The following is a 15,857-nucleotide window of genomic DNA, read 5'->3' as shown; positions in this document are numbered from 1 at the left end:
CTATGTCATCTAAGATTATTTATACAAAAACAGACGAAGCGCCCTTGTTGGCCACTTATTCATTCCTGCCAATTGTACAAGCATTTGCCAAAACTGCTGATATTGAAGTCGAATTAAAAGATATCTCGTTAGCAGGTAGAATTTTAGCTCACTTCAACGACTCTTTGTCCGAAGATCAAAAAACGGCTGATGCATTAGCAGAATTGGGTCAGTTGGCTACAACGCCCGAGGCGAATATCATCAAGCTACCTAATATTTCTGCTTCAGTGCCACAGCTCAAAAGTGCGATTGCTGAATTACAAAAAGCGGGCTATGCTGTTCCGAATTATCCAGACTCTCCGAAAAACGAAGAGGAGAAAATTATAAAAGCGACCTATTCAAAAGTATTGGGTTCTGCTGTAAATCCAGTCCTTCGCGAAGGTAACTCTGACCGTCGCGCGCCTAAGGCGGTTAAAAACTATGTAAAAGCCAATCCGCACCGTATGGGCGCTTGGTCTAATGAGAGCAAAACGGAAGTGGCTTCTATGTCTGAAGGTGATTTTTACGGTTCAGAGAAATCGTTGACACTCGATAAAGACACTGAATTTAAGATTGAATTTGTCAACTCCGCAGGTACTGCTCAAGAACTAAAAGGTTTTGCTAAGCTAAAAGCTGGTGAAATCATTGATGCTTCCGTGATGAGCGTTTCCAAATTGAAAGTGTTCGTACAGGCAGCTATCGCCGAAGCTAAGGCTTCTGGCGTATTGTTATCTGCGCACTTGAAAGCGACGATGATGAAAGTGTCTGACCCGATCATCTTTGCTGCTATCGTAGAGGTTTACTTCAAAGATGTATTCGATCAATTTGGATCATTGTTCGCAGAGCTAGGCGTAAATACCAATAATGGCTTGGGCGAAGTGTATAGTAAAATTGCTGGTCACGCACAAGAGAATGAGGTGAAAGCCGCTATTGAAGCAGCGATTGCAGCAGGACCTGATTTGGCCATGGTAAATTCGGATAAAGGAATTACCAACTTACATGTACCTTCTGATGTGATTGTAGATGCTTCTATGCCTGCTATGATTCGTATCGGTGGCAAGATGTGGGACAAAGAGGGTGCAGAGCGCGATACATTAGCTATCATCCCAGATCGTTCGTACGCTGGCGTTTATAAAGCTGTTATTGAAGATTGTAAAGCCAATGGTGCATACGATCCGACCACGATGGGATCTGTTCCAAATGTTGGTTTAATGGCGCAAAAGGCAGAAGAATACGGATCGCACGATAAGACTTTTCAAGCAACAGAAGAAGGAACTATCCGTGTCGTAAATAATGAAGGTGCAGTGCTATTGGAGCAAGCGGTTGCGGAAGGCGATATCTTCCGCATGAGCCAAACCAAGGATGCTCCTGTACAAGACTGGGTAAAATTAGCCGTAAATCGGGCAAGATTGTCCGATACGCCAGCCGTATTTTGGTTAGATAAGGATCGTGCACACGATCGTGAGATCATCGCGAAAGTAGAGCGTTACTTGAAAGATCACGATACCAGCGATGTGGACATTCGTATCCTAGCACCGATCGAAGCGACCAAGTTTTCAGTAGAGCGCATTCGCAAAGGAGAAGATACGATATCAGTAACAGGTAATGTACTTCGCGATTACTTAACAGATTTGTTCCCAATTCTCGAGTTAGGAACTTCTGCTAAAATGCTTTCTATCGTACCATTGATGAACGGTGGTGGATTGTTTGAAACTGGAGCAGGTGGCTCTGCACCGAAGCACGTCGATCAGTTTGTCACGGAAGGATACCTGCGTTGGGATTCATTAGGCGAATTTTTGGCATTGCAAGCTTCATTTGAGCATGTCGCGCAAACGCAGGATAATGCAAAAGCACAGGTATTAGCAGATGCGCTAGATCAAGCAAATGCGAAATTCTTGGCCAATGATAAATCACCAGCTCGTAAAGTTGGTCAATTAGATAATAGAGGATCGCACTTCTACTTAGCAAGTTATTGGGCTGAGGCTTTAGCAGCACAAACTGCTGATGCTGAGTTAGCGGAAAGTTTTGCGCCTGTAGCAAAAGCGCTAGCAGAAAATGAGTCTAAAATCAATCAAGAGTTGATCAATGCGCAAGGTAAAGCACAAGATATTGGTGGCTACTACTTCCCGAAAGATGAGTTAGCCTCTGAAGCAATGCGTCCGTCAATAACATTGAATAAGACGATTGATAGCTTGTACAATAGTGCATCTAATTCACAGCAATTGGTGACAGGCTAGTGCTGAATTTTAGTAATATAAACAAAGAACGCGGTGATTATCACCGCGTTCTTTGTTTATACACACTTTTAAATTCCTTGACCAGATAAATTTATTATCTTCGCAGCTACATCTACTAATTATCTAATTGATATGAAAAAAATATTATTGACCATTTCCGCTATCGCGGGTTTTGTTTTTGTTGGTTTTGCACAAGATTATGGGTTTGAAAAAGGAAATGTGATTTTGGAGGGTAGTTTTCGCGCCTCATCATCCAACAACGGAAATTTGTCCACTAAAGAATCAAATTTTAGTTTTCGTCCCAAAGTGGGATACTTTATTTCCGACAAGTTTGCTTTAGGAGTAGATGTGATCCTAAGTCAAAGTAAAAGGGATTCGGATCCAGAATCATCCAGTTTTACGAAGCAGCGAGGAAATGACTTTGCTGCTGGGGTGTTCGGCAGATATTATTTTTTAGAAATTGGTTCTCGCTTCAAAACCTATACCGAAGTTGGTGCTCGATACAACCAAGCTCGTATGCGTGCTTTTGATGATCCAAATGTGGATGAGCAGAAATTTGGTTTTAATGGCTTCAGTACATCGGCCGGTATAGGTGCTAATTTCTTTTTGACCGAGAGAATAGCGATCAATTATTTGTTCACTGACCTCATAGCATTCTCAACATCGAAGCAAAATGATGCGCCTAATGCGAAGAGCGTATCGCGATTTGATGCGAATTTAAATTCTTTTAATAATTTCTTTGGATCATCTAGTTTTGGTCTGACCTTCAAGTTTTAGTGTTAGTTGTTTATCGGTTTTTCAAGTGAATAACTAAACTATAAACAATAAGCCCCGCCATTTAGCCGGGGCTTATTGTTTATAATGCTACTCTAAAATCCGAATATCCCAAATTCTGGGTCAAAGTTGCCGTTCCATTGATCACACTCAAATTCATTTGATTCTGCGGAATCAGGTTTCTTGTTTCTATCGATATGTGCCTGTCAGTTTTTCTCAACTCTAGCTATTAATTAAACAAACAGTTGGATCCTTTAAGCACCATGTTACTTTTTCAGGAAGTGTTTTTAAGTTATAGGGATGATAAACGTGGGCAATACAAATTAGCCTATGATCTCTATTAATCGCCACAGCTATAATTGATAATTTACTGGACAAAAAAATTGGATAAAATTTTTCGATAAATTATGCCTTACGGCCCAAAGTGATATTCTGATCATGTATTTTAAAAGTCTAATTTTTTTCGCAATCGAGTGTAGGCAAACGTTCATGAACACTTTCTCGATCTTGCAACATCAATAACATCGAAATAGGCCAATTCCGCTTTCCGAAACAAATATTGTGTCACGATTAAATATTTTTAATACTTTTGCCGTGCAATGCGGTACAGGATCGTCGCCATACTTCTTCTTATTACTGTGATCAGCTCTAGCTTTTCACGTTTATGTATATATGCCGGCTTTGAATTCAATAAATCTTATATAGTTAAAGAACTTTGCGAAAACAGGTCACGACCTGCGATGCACTGTGATGGTAAGTGCTACCTGATGAAAAAGATCGAGGCTGCTGAGGAGAAAGAAAAAAAGCGAGAATTAAAAGACAACCTCAACCGCTTGGAAATATCCTTTTTTCTGGATCCATTTGAAGCGTCATTTAATAAAATGGTTACGCTCGAATTAAACATTTTACCAATCCCTAATTACGCTTGCCTGTATACCAACCAGCACACCCATGCTATCTTCATACCGCCTAAACAGGTTGCTTAACTTATAATTTTCTTGTTGAAATGATTGCGGATGGCATAAGCCGTTTGCTTAAGTTGCTATTACGCACCGGCGATATGCACTGGCGTCATGGTGCATGTTTGGGCGCCATCAACGTGATCTGATGAAATATCCAATTCACACATATTTTATCTCGTCCCTGCATGTCGTTAGGATAGCACAGAAAACGTTAAAAAATCTACGGGATAACTGATCGTATCGAGCATTATTAACCTATTTAATAGTGTCACAGCCAAAGCGTCTGATCAAGATGGTGCATTTACGATTCACTTAACGAATGGTAACCCGTGAAATTAAAGATATTATTGACCACCGATCCAAAAATGAAATATTATCATATTCTTATTCAATTTATATTAATTAGTTGCAGTAGCGTAGTTGCTGCGCAAACCAACACCGGTGTATTGGAAGGCCGAATCGTCACTGTTAACAACGAGCCCTTGATCGATGCCACTGTTAAGTTAGCTAACACCAATTTCGGCACGAAGACCGATGCAAACGGAATGTTTAGCATCAGCGGCGTATCAACAGGTACTCACCAGCTGATTGTATCAAGCATGGGCTATACTGCACATAAGCAGAACGTGATTGTCACAACCACAGGTACATATCTTGACCTGCAACTTTCAGAAAGTCGCTTAGAGCTCAGGGAGGTCACTATCGCTGCAAAGCGTAGCGGCTACCATCTTAGAAAGTCTAATACCGCTACCCGCATGGAGATGCCTCTACTTGAAACACCACAATCGGTACAGGTCATACCTGCTGAGGTCATGAAAGACAGGCAGGCATTTACTTTGAATGAAATTGCCGGCACATTCACAGGAATGAAGGCAAACAATGGCAATGGCTCATTTACGATGCGGGGTTTTACTGCCTACTCCCCAAACGACGCAAGCTTTCTACTGTATAATGGTATTAGGGGTAATCTATTTTTATGGAGCCAGCAACCGCTGCTGTATAATGTAGAATCTGTTGAGTTGCTTCGCGGCCCTTCTGGTGCTCTTTTCAGTGAAGGTGCGCCGGGAGGTGTAGTTAACTTTGTAACCAAAAAACCGCTTGCAATAAATAGTATGAACGTTGACCTATCGTTGGGTAGTTGGAATTTCAGGCGTGCTTCGGCTGACCTGACCGGCCCGCTGACCAAAAACAAGAAGCTGCTTTACCGTGCGATCATCGGTTATGACCGTTCGGAAAGTTTTCGTGATTATCAGGATAAAGAAAACATCTTTCTAGCGCCTTCACTCACTTATGTGTTCACTGAACATACATCGATAGATTTGGAAGTAAATTATGCACATTCCAAAGCGGTGCATCAGTATGATAATGGTTCCTATATTAAAAACAATGCTGACGGAAGCTTTGACTTTAATTATTACCCTAATAACCTGACCGTCCAAAGTCCAAGCGATTATGGTAAGACTAATAACGCATCGGCCACGCTAATGTTTAATCATGCATTTAAAGACAATTTGAAATTGGCAGTCGTACAGCGATTAGTACGAAATACACTGGACTACCGTGACCATATACCCTTAGGAAGGATTGTCAATGATTCGATCAGTCGAGCGTTACAAGACTGGGAGACCGATCGTTTCAGCCTGCAAACCACGGCTTACGCAACCTATAGTACAAGCACTGGCTTTTTAGGGCATCAAATTACCGTGGGTGCCGATTATAACCGCTACGGCTGGACGAAGAATGACTACCAATATAAGACATCAAGCCGCATCTCAATCTTAAATCCTGATTATAGTAATGATGCCGCAAGTTTTGATGCTCCGGCATTAGAATCGGACGACAATAAGCGCATTACCAACCTCATTGGTGCTTATATACAAGATCAGTTGAGTATCAATGAACAGTTAAAAGTATTGCTGTCGTTACGTTATGACAATTACGATGGCAAAGAAACGCCACTTTCTGCACGTGACAGCAATCAGGGCGATTCGTTGCAAGCCTCGGGCTGGATACCACGCGCGAGTTTGGTCTATCTTCCGTCGCACCATGTATCGGTATATGCATCCTTCGTGAAGTCGTTCAATCCACAAACTTCCAACAATATTTTGTCCGGCGGGCCATTCCCGAACCGGCAGGCCACGCAATATGAATTGGGTTCCAAGGCTGATATTTTCAAGAATCGGTTGTCAGCAATGGTGTCGGTTTATCAGATCAATTATGCTAATATCTTAACTGCTGCTCCTACCGAAGAAAACTCGCATAGGCAGGAAGCCATTGATGGCACACGTAGCCGTGGTGTGGAACTATTTTTAATGGGCAGCATCAATAACTTCAACATTATAGCAGGTTATGCTTATAACGAACATGTGTTGATCAGCTCCAGCGCGTTTGGTAAAAAGGGTGACCGTTTTGCCAACGCACCACATAACATGGCTAATCTTTGGCTGAAATATAATGTACCGTCCAGCATGTTGAAAGGCTTGGGTATTGCGGGGGGCGTGCGCTATGTAAGTGATCAGGTAGGTTTGCTCAGCATTCAGAACTTCGTATTTCCAGAATACACGGTATTCGATGCGGCCATCAACTACCAACGCGGCAGGTACAACATACAGTTGAACGCCTATAACCTTGCTGACAAGCATTATTTTACAGGAAGCCGTTCAAGTACGACCACCGGTGGGTTGGGTGATCCTTTCAATTTTAGAGTGGGTATCAGTTATCGTATCAAATGAGCGGAAAAAAAAGAATAACCAAATTAGCATTTGCTCTCCATAGTTGGATGGGCATGTTTACCGGTGTTTTTTTATTACTACTTGGTCTTAGCGGTTCGGTGCTGGTATTCAAAGAAGAGCTTGACTACGCAGTTAATAAAGAGCTATTAAATATAAAACTGGGTGAGAAAAAACACTCGCTTGATGACATATACCGCATGATCTGCGAACGTCATCCGAACCTCGCAGGTATCGCCTGGCTCAACCCTGACGCACCTACTCATCGCGCATATGAGTTTCGTTTATATCAGAATGATGGACAGTTAAGAACTTATGATCTCGGCATGATGAGCATCAACCCATACAACGGTAAGGTGCTTCGCGAAGGTAATCTAACCGATTTGAGCACCGGTGCGTTGCACTGGCTGGTACAGTTTCACTGGTGTTTTCAGCTCGGTATACCAGGATTACTATTGGCAACTATCTTAGGTCTGACGATGATCCTGTCGGTGATTACAGGTCTAGTCATTTACCGAAAGTATGTTTGGAAAGTGCTACTGTTCCGCGTGAAGTTCAAATGGCGTAACCGTTGGACAATCTCATCGGCCCTGCACCGCAGCGTAGGGGTTTGGGCAATGGTATTTAATATCGTGCTGTTCTTTACTGGCTTTTGGATGAATATGTTTTCTATGCAGCCCTCATACTGGGCTAAACAGACGGTCAGTGCCCCGAAAAATGTGTTAGCCGTGCAGTCGATAGATAGTATGCTGCTCACCGCAAAACAGACATTTCCTGACCTGCTAGTAAGAAACATTTACTTGCCTACGCAGCCCGATAAAAACTTTCGCATCAGTGGTGTGCTTAAAGATCAATCAGCAATATTTTACAATGGCAATTCCGTATCGGTCGATCCACAGAGTGGCGAAGTCATTGATGTGCAACGTTTGGCAGTACAGCCATTATTTGATCGTATTACGGCCACTTTCTTTCCGTTGCATACTGGGAGCTTCGGTCATACGATCGTTAAGATATGCTATGTGATATTGGGCTTGTTGCCTGGTATACTTTCTGTTACAGGGGTTGTTTTATGGTGGCGAAAACGGCGAAGCTATAGAAAAAAACGTTGAAGGTCGATAGGTTTTTCGGGTAATGGTCGACTGTAAGTAATAAGACAGCAATATTTCACCACACAGCAGGCATTTTTGATTCTTTGTATTTGCTGAGGTACTTCGATATGGATCTAGTAAGGTTAAAGGATCCAATGCAGGAAGAGATTCTTTCTTTGTGGCAAATCTCACTAATTTTGGTAATTTTTTCTCCACTAGCAAATTTGGTTTGACATTTAAACTATCGTATTTCTGCAAATACAAAGAAGCTACTAAACTTAAAAGATAGTAATAGATAAGCCCTGGCCAAATGGCCGGGGCTTACCTATATAGTACTATTAAAAAATCCTAATATCCCGGATTTTGAGTTAAGGTTGGCGAACCATTGATTACACTCAAATCAATTTGATTCTGTGGAATTGGGAAATAGTTTGTACGAGAGATGGCCGAAGCACCGCGCACGTCTGTCGTAATACCGCCTTCATAATTGTAAAATGCATTCATGGATGTTTGCAGCATTCCCCAACGGGATAAGTCGAAGAAACGGTGACCTTCCATCGCTAACTCCAATTTGCGTTCGAAGTAGATCGCTTTAAGTGCTAGATCTGTAGACGTAAAATAGCCTGCCGGATACTCGTTAATCAAATAGTTTGCCGCAGGTGTGGTATTGAATCCCGCCAGAGGCGCACTATTATTAATGTAACTGTAAAGCCATCCAGATGGTGTAGCAGCGCGTGCTCTCACACGGTTTACATAGGTTTGTGCCAGTGCCAAAGAACCGCTTTGTGCTTGCGCTTCGGCTGCCATCAATAAAACATCTGCAAAGCGAATCACCAACACGTTGATGGCAGTACCAGGAGCCCACGAGCTTTGATCAGAGTAGACATCTTGTGTAGCTTGCCAATAGATGTTCTTTTTGTTGCTGTAAGGTCCGGCACTCGGTTGCTCGCGAATCCAACGACGACCAGGATGCAACCCCCAATCGTGGAAAGGAATTCCTCGTCTTCCCACTGTCCAATCCAATCGCGGATCTACCGTGGTAGCATCCGGCGTAAAGGCAGCATCAGAAGCAATGTTCATGTCGCTGGCGATCGGTGTGCTATTGTAATCATCCAAATACGGCAAACCTGTGGTTGGCGAAGTGCGGTAAGAGTTGACCAGATCTTGTGTAGGCTGATAGAACCCACAACAGCGAAATGGACTTTCGTATGGGAAGTTCAAGCGACCGCCTGAGTTGGCAAATGTAATAGAGTTCGTGCCATCGTTGGCCACCATTTGTATGGCAAATACCGATTCGGCGTTATTTTTCGTCGCCGCATCAAAGTTATTTCTAAATGGTACTAAATCATATTTTAAACCATTGCTGGTCACACCATTGTTGATGACGTCCGTAAACAGGGTAGCTGCTTCTGGATATTTCTTTTGATACAACAATGTTTTGGCTAAGTATGCGCCAGCTGCCCATTTGTTCACCCGACCTACTTCACTTTGTGTAGCAGGAAGATTTTCAAACGCATACTGGAAATCAGCCTGTATTTGTGGCCAAATGTCTGCTGTGTTCGGAGCGTAAAATGTTTCGCTGGTCTCATCAATCCAAGGAACCTGATTAAACATCTTCTTAAGATCTGAATAGAAATGCGCGCGTAAGAAGCGTGCTTGCGCAGCAATTTCTAAGCGCTCTTGATCCGTAAGATCTTGCGCTAGACCTAAGAAGCGTAAAGTTTGATTCGCTCTACTGATACCTTCAAAAGATGATTTCCATTTGTTATTAAAGAAGCCATTACTAGCATCGAAAGACAAGCGCGCTATCTGATTGATAGCGGGTTGATCTCCACCATCACTGCCTTTGTGCGCGTCGCCGCCGGCCACACTTCCGTAAATCCAGTTGTCTGGCGAAGATTCCCATGGCCCACCGCCACCTAAGCCGTCGTCATCACGCGCAGCGGCCAACGCCGAGTATGTGCCTGTCAATAGAGACATTACACCGACTTTATTACTCAATTGATCTTCGGTAAGCTCACCTAGTGGAGGTTGTTCTAGGAATGTTTTGCTACAGCCTGAAATAAGCAGGCTGCCACATAATCCCCATTGTATAATTGTTAGCAATTTCGTTTTCATAATGCCTAGTTTTTAAAATCCAACATTCAAACCAAATAAGATCTGACGCGGCGTAATGTATGTACCTTGGTCAATACCAAATGCGGTCGTCGTACCAGATATTTCTGGATCAGGTCCTGTGTATTTCGTAATTGTAAATAAGTTAGCTGCTTGTACATATACACGTACGCGTTTTAAGCGTGCTCTAGTCAACCATTCTTCTGGTAAGGTGTAACCTAATGCCGCATTACGTAATCTCAAGTACCCGCCAGGTTCTACGAAGTAGGAGTTCGGTACGTTCTTAGTGCTCGTGTATCCATCCAACTCTTGTATTGGCGCTTTCGCATTCATGTTTTCTGGTGTCCAAGAGTTGTACACGGCCGTATTGCTGTTTGCACTACCGTTGAACGAAGAATAAAAGTCGGTGTACCAACGTACGTTGTTCCAAATGTCATTACCACCCACGCCGTAGAAAAAGGCGCTAAAGTCCCAGTTTTTGTAAGTCAAACCGAGGTTTAGTCCATAACTCACCGTTGGGTTCGGATTTCCTAAGACCGTCCGGTCATCGGCATCAATGATGCCATCTCCATTCACGTCAGCGTAACGGAATCGACCCACACCAATATCTGTTTGGTACACCGCTTCTGGATTACCTGAAACTTGTCTTGCACCTGCATTGGCCGCGTTTACTTCTTCCTGAGAATTCCAGAAACCATCCACTTGGTATCCGAAGAAAGATCCCATTGGATTGCCCACCGAATTGCGTACAACGTAGTTACCATTGTATCGATACTGCGTACCGATCACATCAAAGTAATCGCTGTTTTGTGAAATACTTTGAATGATGTTTTTATACGTAGTCAATGTTCCTGTGGTAGTTAATTTCAGGTCCGGTCCAAGATCAAAGTTTCCAGTAATGGCAAGATCCAAGCCCGAGTTTTTCATACGTGCTACGTTAGTAAATGGCTGCAATGCACGACCTGCTGTGCCAGGCAATTCTGGATTGTACAAAAGATCATCCACCACTTTGCTGTAGTAGTCTACATTCAACTCTAAGCGAGAAAATAAGGTCGCATCAAAACCAATGTTGGTATTGATGTTTTTCTCCCAACGCGCATCTGGATTACCGATACGGAATGGTTGAATACCTAAGGCGGTACTATTACCCGAACCGGTGATATCATAATAAGATCCACGGCGAACACCTACAAAAGTATTATAAGCATTTCGCGAATTGACATTAAGTTGATTACCCATTACCCCATAACCACCTCGAATTTTGAAGTCGTTCAACCAGTTTTTAGCGCCTGACATAAATTCTTCATCAGAAACGCGCCAGCCTGCACTCACTGCTGGAAACCAACCGGATTGATTGTTCAAAAATTTAGAAGATGCATCACGACGTAAGGTTAATCCCAATAAATATTTCTGCTTAAAGTTATAATCTACACGACCGATGTACGAGAACAGCGTCGAGGCATCACGAGCGGATCTCGCCGTCTGTGCACCAAAACCAGTGCTTAAATCCACGAAGTCACGATCAAAAGATACATATCCTTGTGTAGTGGCTTCCATAAACCGGAAGTTCTCTTGAAAAGATTCTGTACCTAATACGACCGAGATATCATGGACATTGTTGAAGTTTTGCTTGTAGTTAATGGTATTGGTCCAAGTCCAGTTCCAAGCATTAATCGCATTTTCGGTATAGGCATTGGCTACCTCGTTCTCCAAGTTTTCATATTGAGGAAAGACAAATCGCTGCGTATTTCCTGAAAGAATCTCTCCACCAAAGACGGTTCTAGCCGTGAAGTTTTTCCATAAATCAACTTCTGTAAATACGTTACCAATTAGTCGATTGTTTTGGCTGCGGTTGTTACGCATACGATCCAACATCGCCACAGGATTTCGCGCATTTCCTAATGCACCGCCTGCGGTACCAGCATAGTTACCCATAATATCATACACCGGAATAATAGGCGCTTGTCTGAAACTCATGCCAATCGCATTTCCCTCATCTAGTTCGCCAATACCGTCATTTCCAATTCCCCCTGTCAAAGATCCCTCTCCACTTTGTGGTGAACGGCGTAGCGAGTAGGTGATGTTTTCACCAATGCGCACGCGATTGCCAATTTTATAGTTGGAGTTAGCACGTACCGTGTAGCGATTCATAAAGGTGTTTTTCAATACACCTTGCTGATCGAAATAATTTGCTGAGAATAAAAATGCGCCTTTTTCATTACCATGGCTTACTGCAATATTGTGACTCATGATCGGTGCATTACTGAAAATCTCATCTGCCCAATCTGTACCAGCCTGATTTGCCTTGTTGATACGGTAAAAATCGCCTGCATTCCTATCAAAGAAGTTTGGATTGACATTATACAAAGCCGGATTCACTCTAGGGTCTCCTTCCATCGCCCCTTGTGGTGCAATGTAATCGGGTAATCTTGGTTCCGCTCCGGTACCATACAAATCATTTCCAACAGGAACACCACTGTTGCGCTGCGCTTGAAATGTTAGGCGCGCATTATCCAGTGGTGAAGCGATATCCCAAATGTTGCCGCGAATAGGGCGCTGACTGCCGTAGAACATATCGTAATTCACACGGACTTCGCCATCTTGCTTTCCTTTTTTGGTGGTAATGATAATTACCCCATTGGCAGCACGTGCACCGTAGATAGAAGCCGAACCGGCATCTTTCAATACCTGCATCTGGTCAATATCATTCGGATTCAAATCCACAATATTCTGAATGGGAATTCCATCTACCACGTATAGTGGTGAGTTATTTCCGAAGGTATTAATACCGCGAATACGCACTTGCGGCTCACGACCTGGTTGCCCTGAACCAGTAACCGTTACACCAGAAGCCTGCCCTTGTAATTGATTGTTGATCTGCCCGGATGGCTGACGGTTCATCTCCGAAACATTTACAACAGAAACTGCACTGGTAAGATCTTTACGACGTTGTGTGGCATAACCCGTTACGACAACTTCGTCTAGATTGCTGGTCGATTCATTGAGTTGCACGGTATAATTATCCGTTGCGGATGTGACGGGCACATCTTTCTGTGTATAACCGATGTAATCAAACGTAAGCACGTCGCCGCTTTTGGCGGTAATCTCAAAGCTTCCATCTTCTTCGGTGCGTGTACTTACATTGGTGCCTTTAACTGTAACACCTACACCTTGGATACCTTGCTTGCTTGTGCCGTCGATTACTTTGCCTCGAATCGTACTTTGTACATTATTGCGTAGGAGCAAAATCTTTTCATTTTCCAATTTGTACTGCACATTGAGATCGGCTTTTATTTGGTTCAATAATTGGCCTAGTACCCAATCCGTCGTTTTCAGATCGAGCATACGTGTGGTTTGCAACACGGATGGACTGTAGACAAATTTGATTTCTGTTTGCTTTTCTATTTCGTTAATTGTTCGTTGCAAACTGATTCTTTTCTCAGTCAATGTCACTTTTTGATGGGTCGGGTTTGCACTTTCTGCCATAAGTGTGTTTACCCCAATCATCAGCGCTAGGAATAGGTAGCCGTAGCGTTGGGCCGTTCTATTCATGGCAATTAATCTGGAACTATATTTTGTGAAGTTCATAATTCTGGGTTTTTGTGTTTACCAATTGGTTTTCTCGATCAGATATCCATCTGTTGGTTCACCATTTTTTTGACAGATCAGAAGATTGCCAGATAAGAATTGAGTTTTTGTTTTTATCATATTTATATGTTTAAATGTTAGTGGTTATAATATTGAAATTTGGCGATCGTGAATCACATACCGTGTGGCTGTCACTGCACAGATCAGGTCAAGCTGCTCGAAAAGTGTCAGGTTGTCCAAGTCGCCCGTAAATGTCGTATTATAGTGAGTAGGGGTTACCCGAATATCAAGCTCATAGATTTTGCTGAGTTTGTTAGCCAATTTTGGTAGATCAATAGCCTGAAAGCGCACTTGGGCAAGCAGTGCTTTGTCGAGCAACACAGGTTTTGGTTTTTCTACGATGGTAGCTTGTAGAGTTTCTCGTTTTTTATTGAATACTGCACGATGGTTGCTCGTAAGCGTAAGTTCATTTGCTTCGGTTCTTGAAAAAAGACGCTGTGCAAGAGATGTATCATGACAGGTTTGGGAAACTTGCACTTTGCCGGAGTATACAATCACTTCGCTTTGCTCGTTATCCGTATCTTTTATCAAAAATTGTGTACCGAGTACCTGTGTGGTCATTTTACCATGCAATACACGAAAAGGTCGTAATGGATCTCGGGTGATATCAAAAATGGCACTTCCTACAAGCGAAACTTTCCGTTGAGAAAAGTCGGCCGCATAACTCAAGCTGCCTCCTCGTAGTAGCTGGATAATTGATCCGTCGGGTAAATCAACGCGCACGGTGTCATCACTACTATTGTGTACGATTTCTAACGGAGTTGCTGGTTGCCAGAATGTAAAAACTAAAATTGGTAATAAAACGGCAGCAGCTACGGATATCCATCTGGCCGTCGTTTTGGCTAGCTCGAAGGTCGGTCTCGAAGTTGTCTTCGCTTGCGAAATCTTGTGCCATAATCTTTCTTCCATGGCGTTGTAATCTTCCTCCCTTAAAGATAATTTTTCATTTTCCGGAAGGCTGTCGTACCATTTTTCGATCATGCGCGCTTCCTCGGGCGTGCAGGTTCTTTGCAGGTATCGCTGCAGTATTTCTTGAAATTGTTTACGACTCATCAGAAAAGTCAGTTTATAATGTGTATAGGCTAGCAAACGCGAGTTTCAATTTCGCGTTCTACATTATAAGTAGTACAAGTAAGACGTACCCCTAAAAAGAATTGAATTTATTTTTTATTTCTTTTGTTCAAGAAAAAATAAGTGTTAAGCTAACACTTGTAGCAAGAAGGGCTATAGCGAGATAGTCGCGAAGTATGATGCGTAGCGACTTTAACGATTTAGTAATGTGATATTCTACTGCCTTTTCGGAGAGATGCAGTGCGAGCGCAATTTTTTTTACAGGCTGATATTCTAAGCGACTCATCACAAATATTTGTCTTGTTTTTGGTGCTAGTTTTTCCAAGCCATCGTACAACTGCGACATCAATTCCTTGGCAGCCAATGCATCATAGCTGCTGTGTTGTTGTTGCGATTCATCATGTGATGATTTGGTGACGTCTACAAATCGCTCTGCTTTGATCACCGATTTGAGGTGATTGATAAAACTAAATCGAGCAGCTGCATCGAGGTAGGAGGGAAGAAATTGAATATGTAAGTCTGTCCTTCTTTCCCACAGGGAAACAAAGATTTTTTGCGTGAGCTCTTCTGCTAATTCCATATCACCGGATTTAGCATAAAGCTGTCTGAATAGTGATCGCCAGTAGCGTCGGTAAATCTCCTCGAATGCGCTGTGATCGCTATTTTTTAACATGGACAGCAGCATCTCGTTGGTTAGTTCGGAGTTCTGCATAGGTTGTTTATAATAAGTAGTGATAAATATATATAATTTTTGTTACAAAGCACAAAATCCTATATACGAAAAAAGCTCTCAGTTGGACTGAGAGCTTTTAAATTTTTCAGATTGAAAATCGATCACACTTTGATTTCTACTTCAACGCCTGAAGGCAATTCAAGTTTCATCAACGCGTCAACTGTTTTCGAGTTAGAAGAGTAGATGTCCAATAGTCTTTTGTAAGCACTTAATTGGAACTGCTCACGCGCTTTTTTGTTAACGTGTGGTGAACGTAAAACCGTGTAGATTTTTTTCTCTGTAGGCAATGGAATAGGTCCGCTAACTACTGCACCTGTAGGTTTTACTGTTTTTACGATTTTCTCAGCTGATTTGTCAACCAAGTTGTAATCGTAAGATTTCAATTTGATTCTGATTCTTTGGCTCATTGTTTATTGTTTAATTGTTTTAAAAAGATCGCCAATTAGAGCTATTAACAACTGGCGATCGGTTTATTGTTAAGG

Annotated in this window: 10 protein-coding genes; 5 read left to right on the top strand and 5 right to left on the bottom strand. The window is 42.5% G+C overall.

Annotated features, from left to right (window positions below; all coding sequences use genetic code 11):
* Positions 1-2: 2 nt before the first annotated feature.
* The 5 genes from GKO22_RS10880 to GKO22_RS10860 all read left to right on the top strand — a co-directional run bounded on the left by GKO22_RS10880 (position 3) and on the right by GKO22_RS10860 (position 7,829).
* Positions 3-2,255 carry an NADP-dependent isocitrate dehydrogenase gene (locus GKO22_RS10880; RefSeq protein WP_166334986.1) on the top strand — a complete coding sequence of 751 codons (2,253 nt, stop codon included), beginning with the start codon at positions 3-5 and terminating at the stop codon, positions 2,253-2,255.
* Positions 2,256-2,387: 132 nt separating this feature from the next.
* Positions 2,388-3,032 carry an outer membrane beta-barrel protein gene (locus tag GKO22_RS10875; RefSeq protein WP_166334984.1) on the top strand — a complete coding sequence of 215 codons (645 nt, stop codon included), beginning with the start codon at positions 2,388-2,390 and terminating at the stop codon, positions 3,030-3,032.
* Positions 3,033-3,796: 764 nt separating this feature from the next.
* Entirely contained in the window at positions 3,797-4,015 is a 219-nt protein-coding gene (locus GKO22_RS16675) for a hypothetical protein (protein WP_240920265.1), read from the top strand.
* Between the two features lie 305 nt (positions 4,016-4,320).
* Complete coding sequence (locus GKO22_RS10865) at positions 4,321-6,723, top strand: TonB-dependent receptor (RefSeq protein WP_317165709.1); 2,403 nt, start codon at positions 4,321-4,323, stop codon at positions 6,721-6,723.
* A complete protein-coding gene (locus GKO22_RS10860) occupies positions 6,720-7,829 on the top strand; it encodes a PepSY-associated TM helix domain-containing protein (RefSeq protein ID WP_166334980.1) in 1,110 nt (369 codons plus the stop codon). The genes GKO22_RS10865 and GKO22_RS10860 overlap by 4 nt, the downstream gene beginning before the upstream one ends.
* A 327-nt stretch (positions 7,830-8,156) precedes the next feature.
* On the opposite strand, the gene GKO22_RS10855 is transcribed toward GKO22_RS10860, so the two are convergent.
* The 5 genes from GKO22_RS10855 to rpsJ all read right to left on the bottom strand — a co-directional run bounded on the left by GKO22_RS10855 (position 8,157) and on the right by rpsJ (position 15,782).
* Positions 8,157-9,926 carry a RagB/SusD family nutrient uptake outer membrane protein gene (locus GKO22_RS10855; protein ID WP_166334979.1) on the bottom strand — a complete coding sequence of 590 codons (1,770 nt, stop codon included), beginning with the start codon at positions 9,924-9,926 and terminating at the stop codon, positions 8,157-8,159.
* A gap of 12 nt (positions 9,927-9,938) precedes the next feature.
* Positions 9,939-13,511: a SusC/RagA family TonB-linked outer membrane protein gene (locus tag GKO22_RS10850; protein ID WP_166334977.1), complete on the bottom strand. Its 3,573-nt coding sequence runs from the start codon at positions 13,509-13,511 to the stop codon at positions 9,939-9,941.
* Between the two features lie 144 nt (positions 13,512-13,655).
* Positions 13,656-14,624 (bottom strand): FecR family protein, encoded by a 969-nt coding sequence (locus tag GKO22_RS10845; protein WP_166334975.1) that lies wholly within the window; start codon positions 14,622-14,624, stop codon positions 13,656-13,658.
* Between the two features lie 127 nt (positions 14,625-14,751).
* Entirely contained in the window at positions 14,752-15,354 is a 603-nt protein-coding gene (locus tag GKO22_RS10840) for a sigma-70 family RNA polymerase sigma factor (protein ID WP_166334973.1), read from the bottom strand.
* A gap of 122 nt (positions 15,355-15,476) precedes the next feature.
* The gene (gene rpsJ / locus GKO22_RS10835; RefSeq protein ID WP_066753028.1) at positions 15,477-15,782 is read right to left on the bottom strand and encodes a 30S ribosomal protein S10; all 306 of its coding nucleotides are present in this window, start codon (positions 15,780-15,782) and stop codon (positions 15,477-15,479) included.
* Positions 15,783-15,857 lie beyond the last annotated feature (75 nt).

The organism is Sphingobacterium chungjuense, assembly GCF_011316935.1.
Lineage (GTDB): Bacteria > Bacteroidota > Bacteroidia > Sphingobacteriales > Sphingobacteriaceae > Sphingobacterium > Sphingobacterium chungjuense.
The sequence above is the reverse complement of the archived record's forward strand: the minus strand, read 5'-3'. Positions and strand labels throughout refer to the sequence as shown.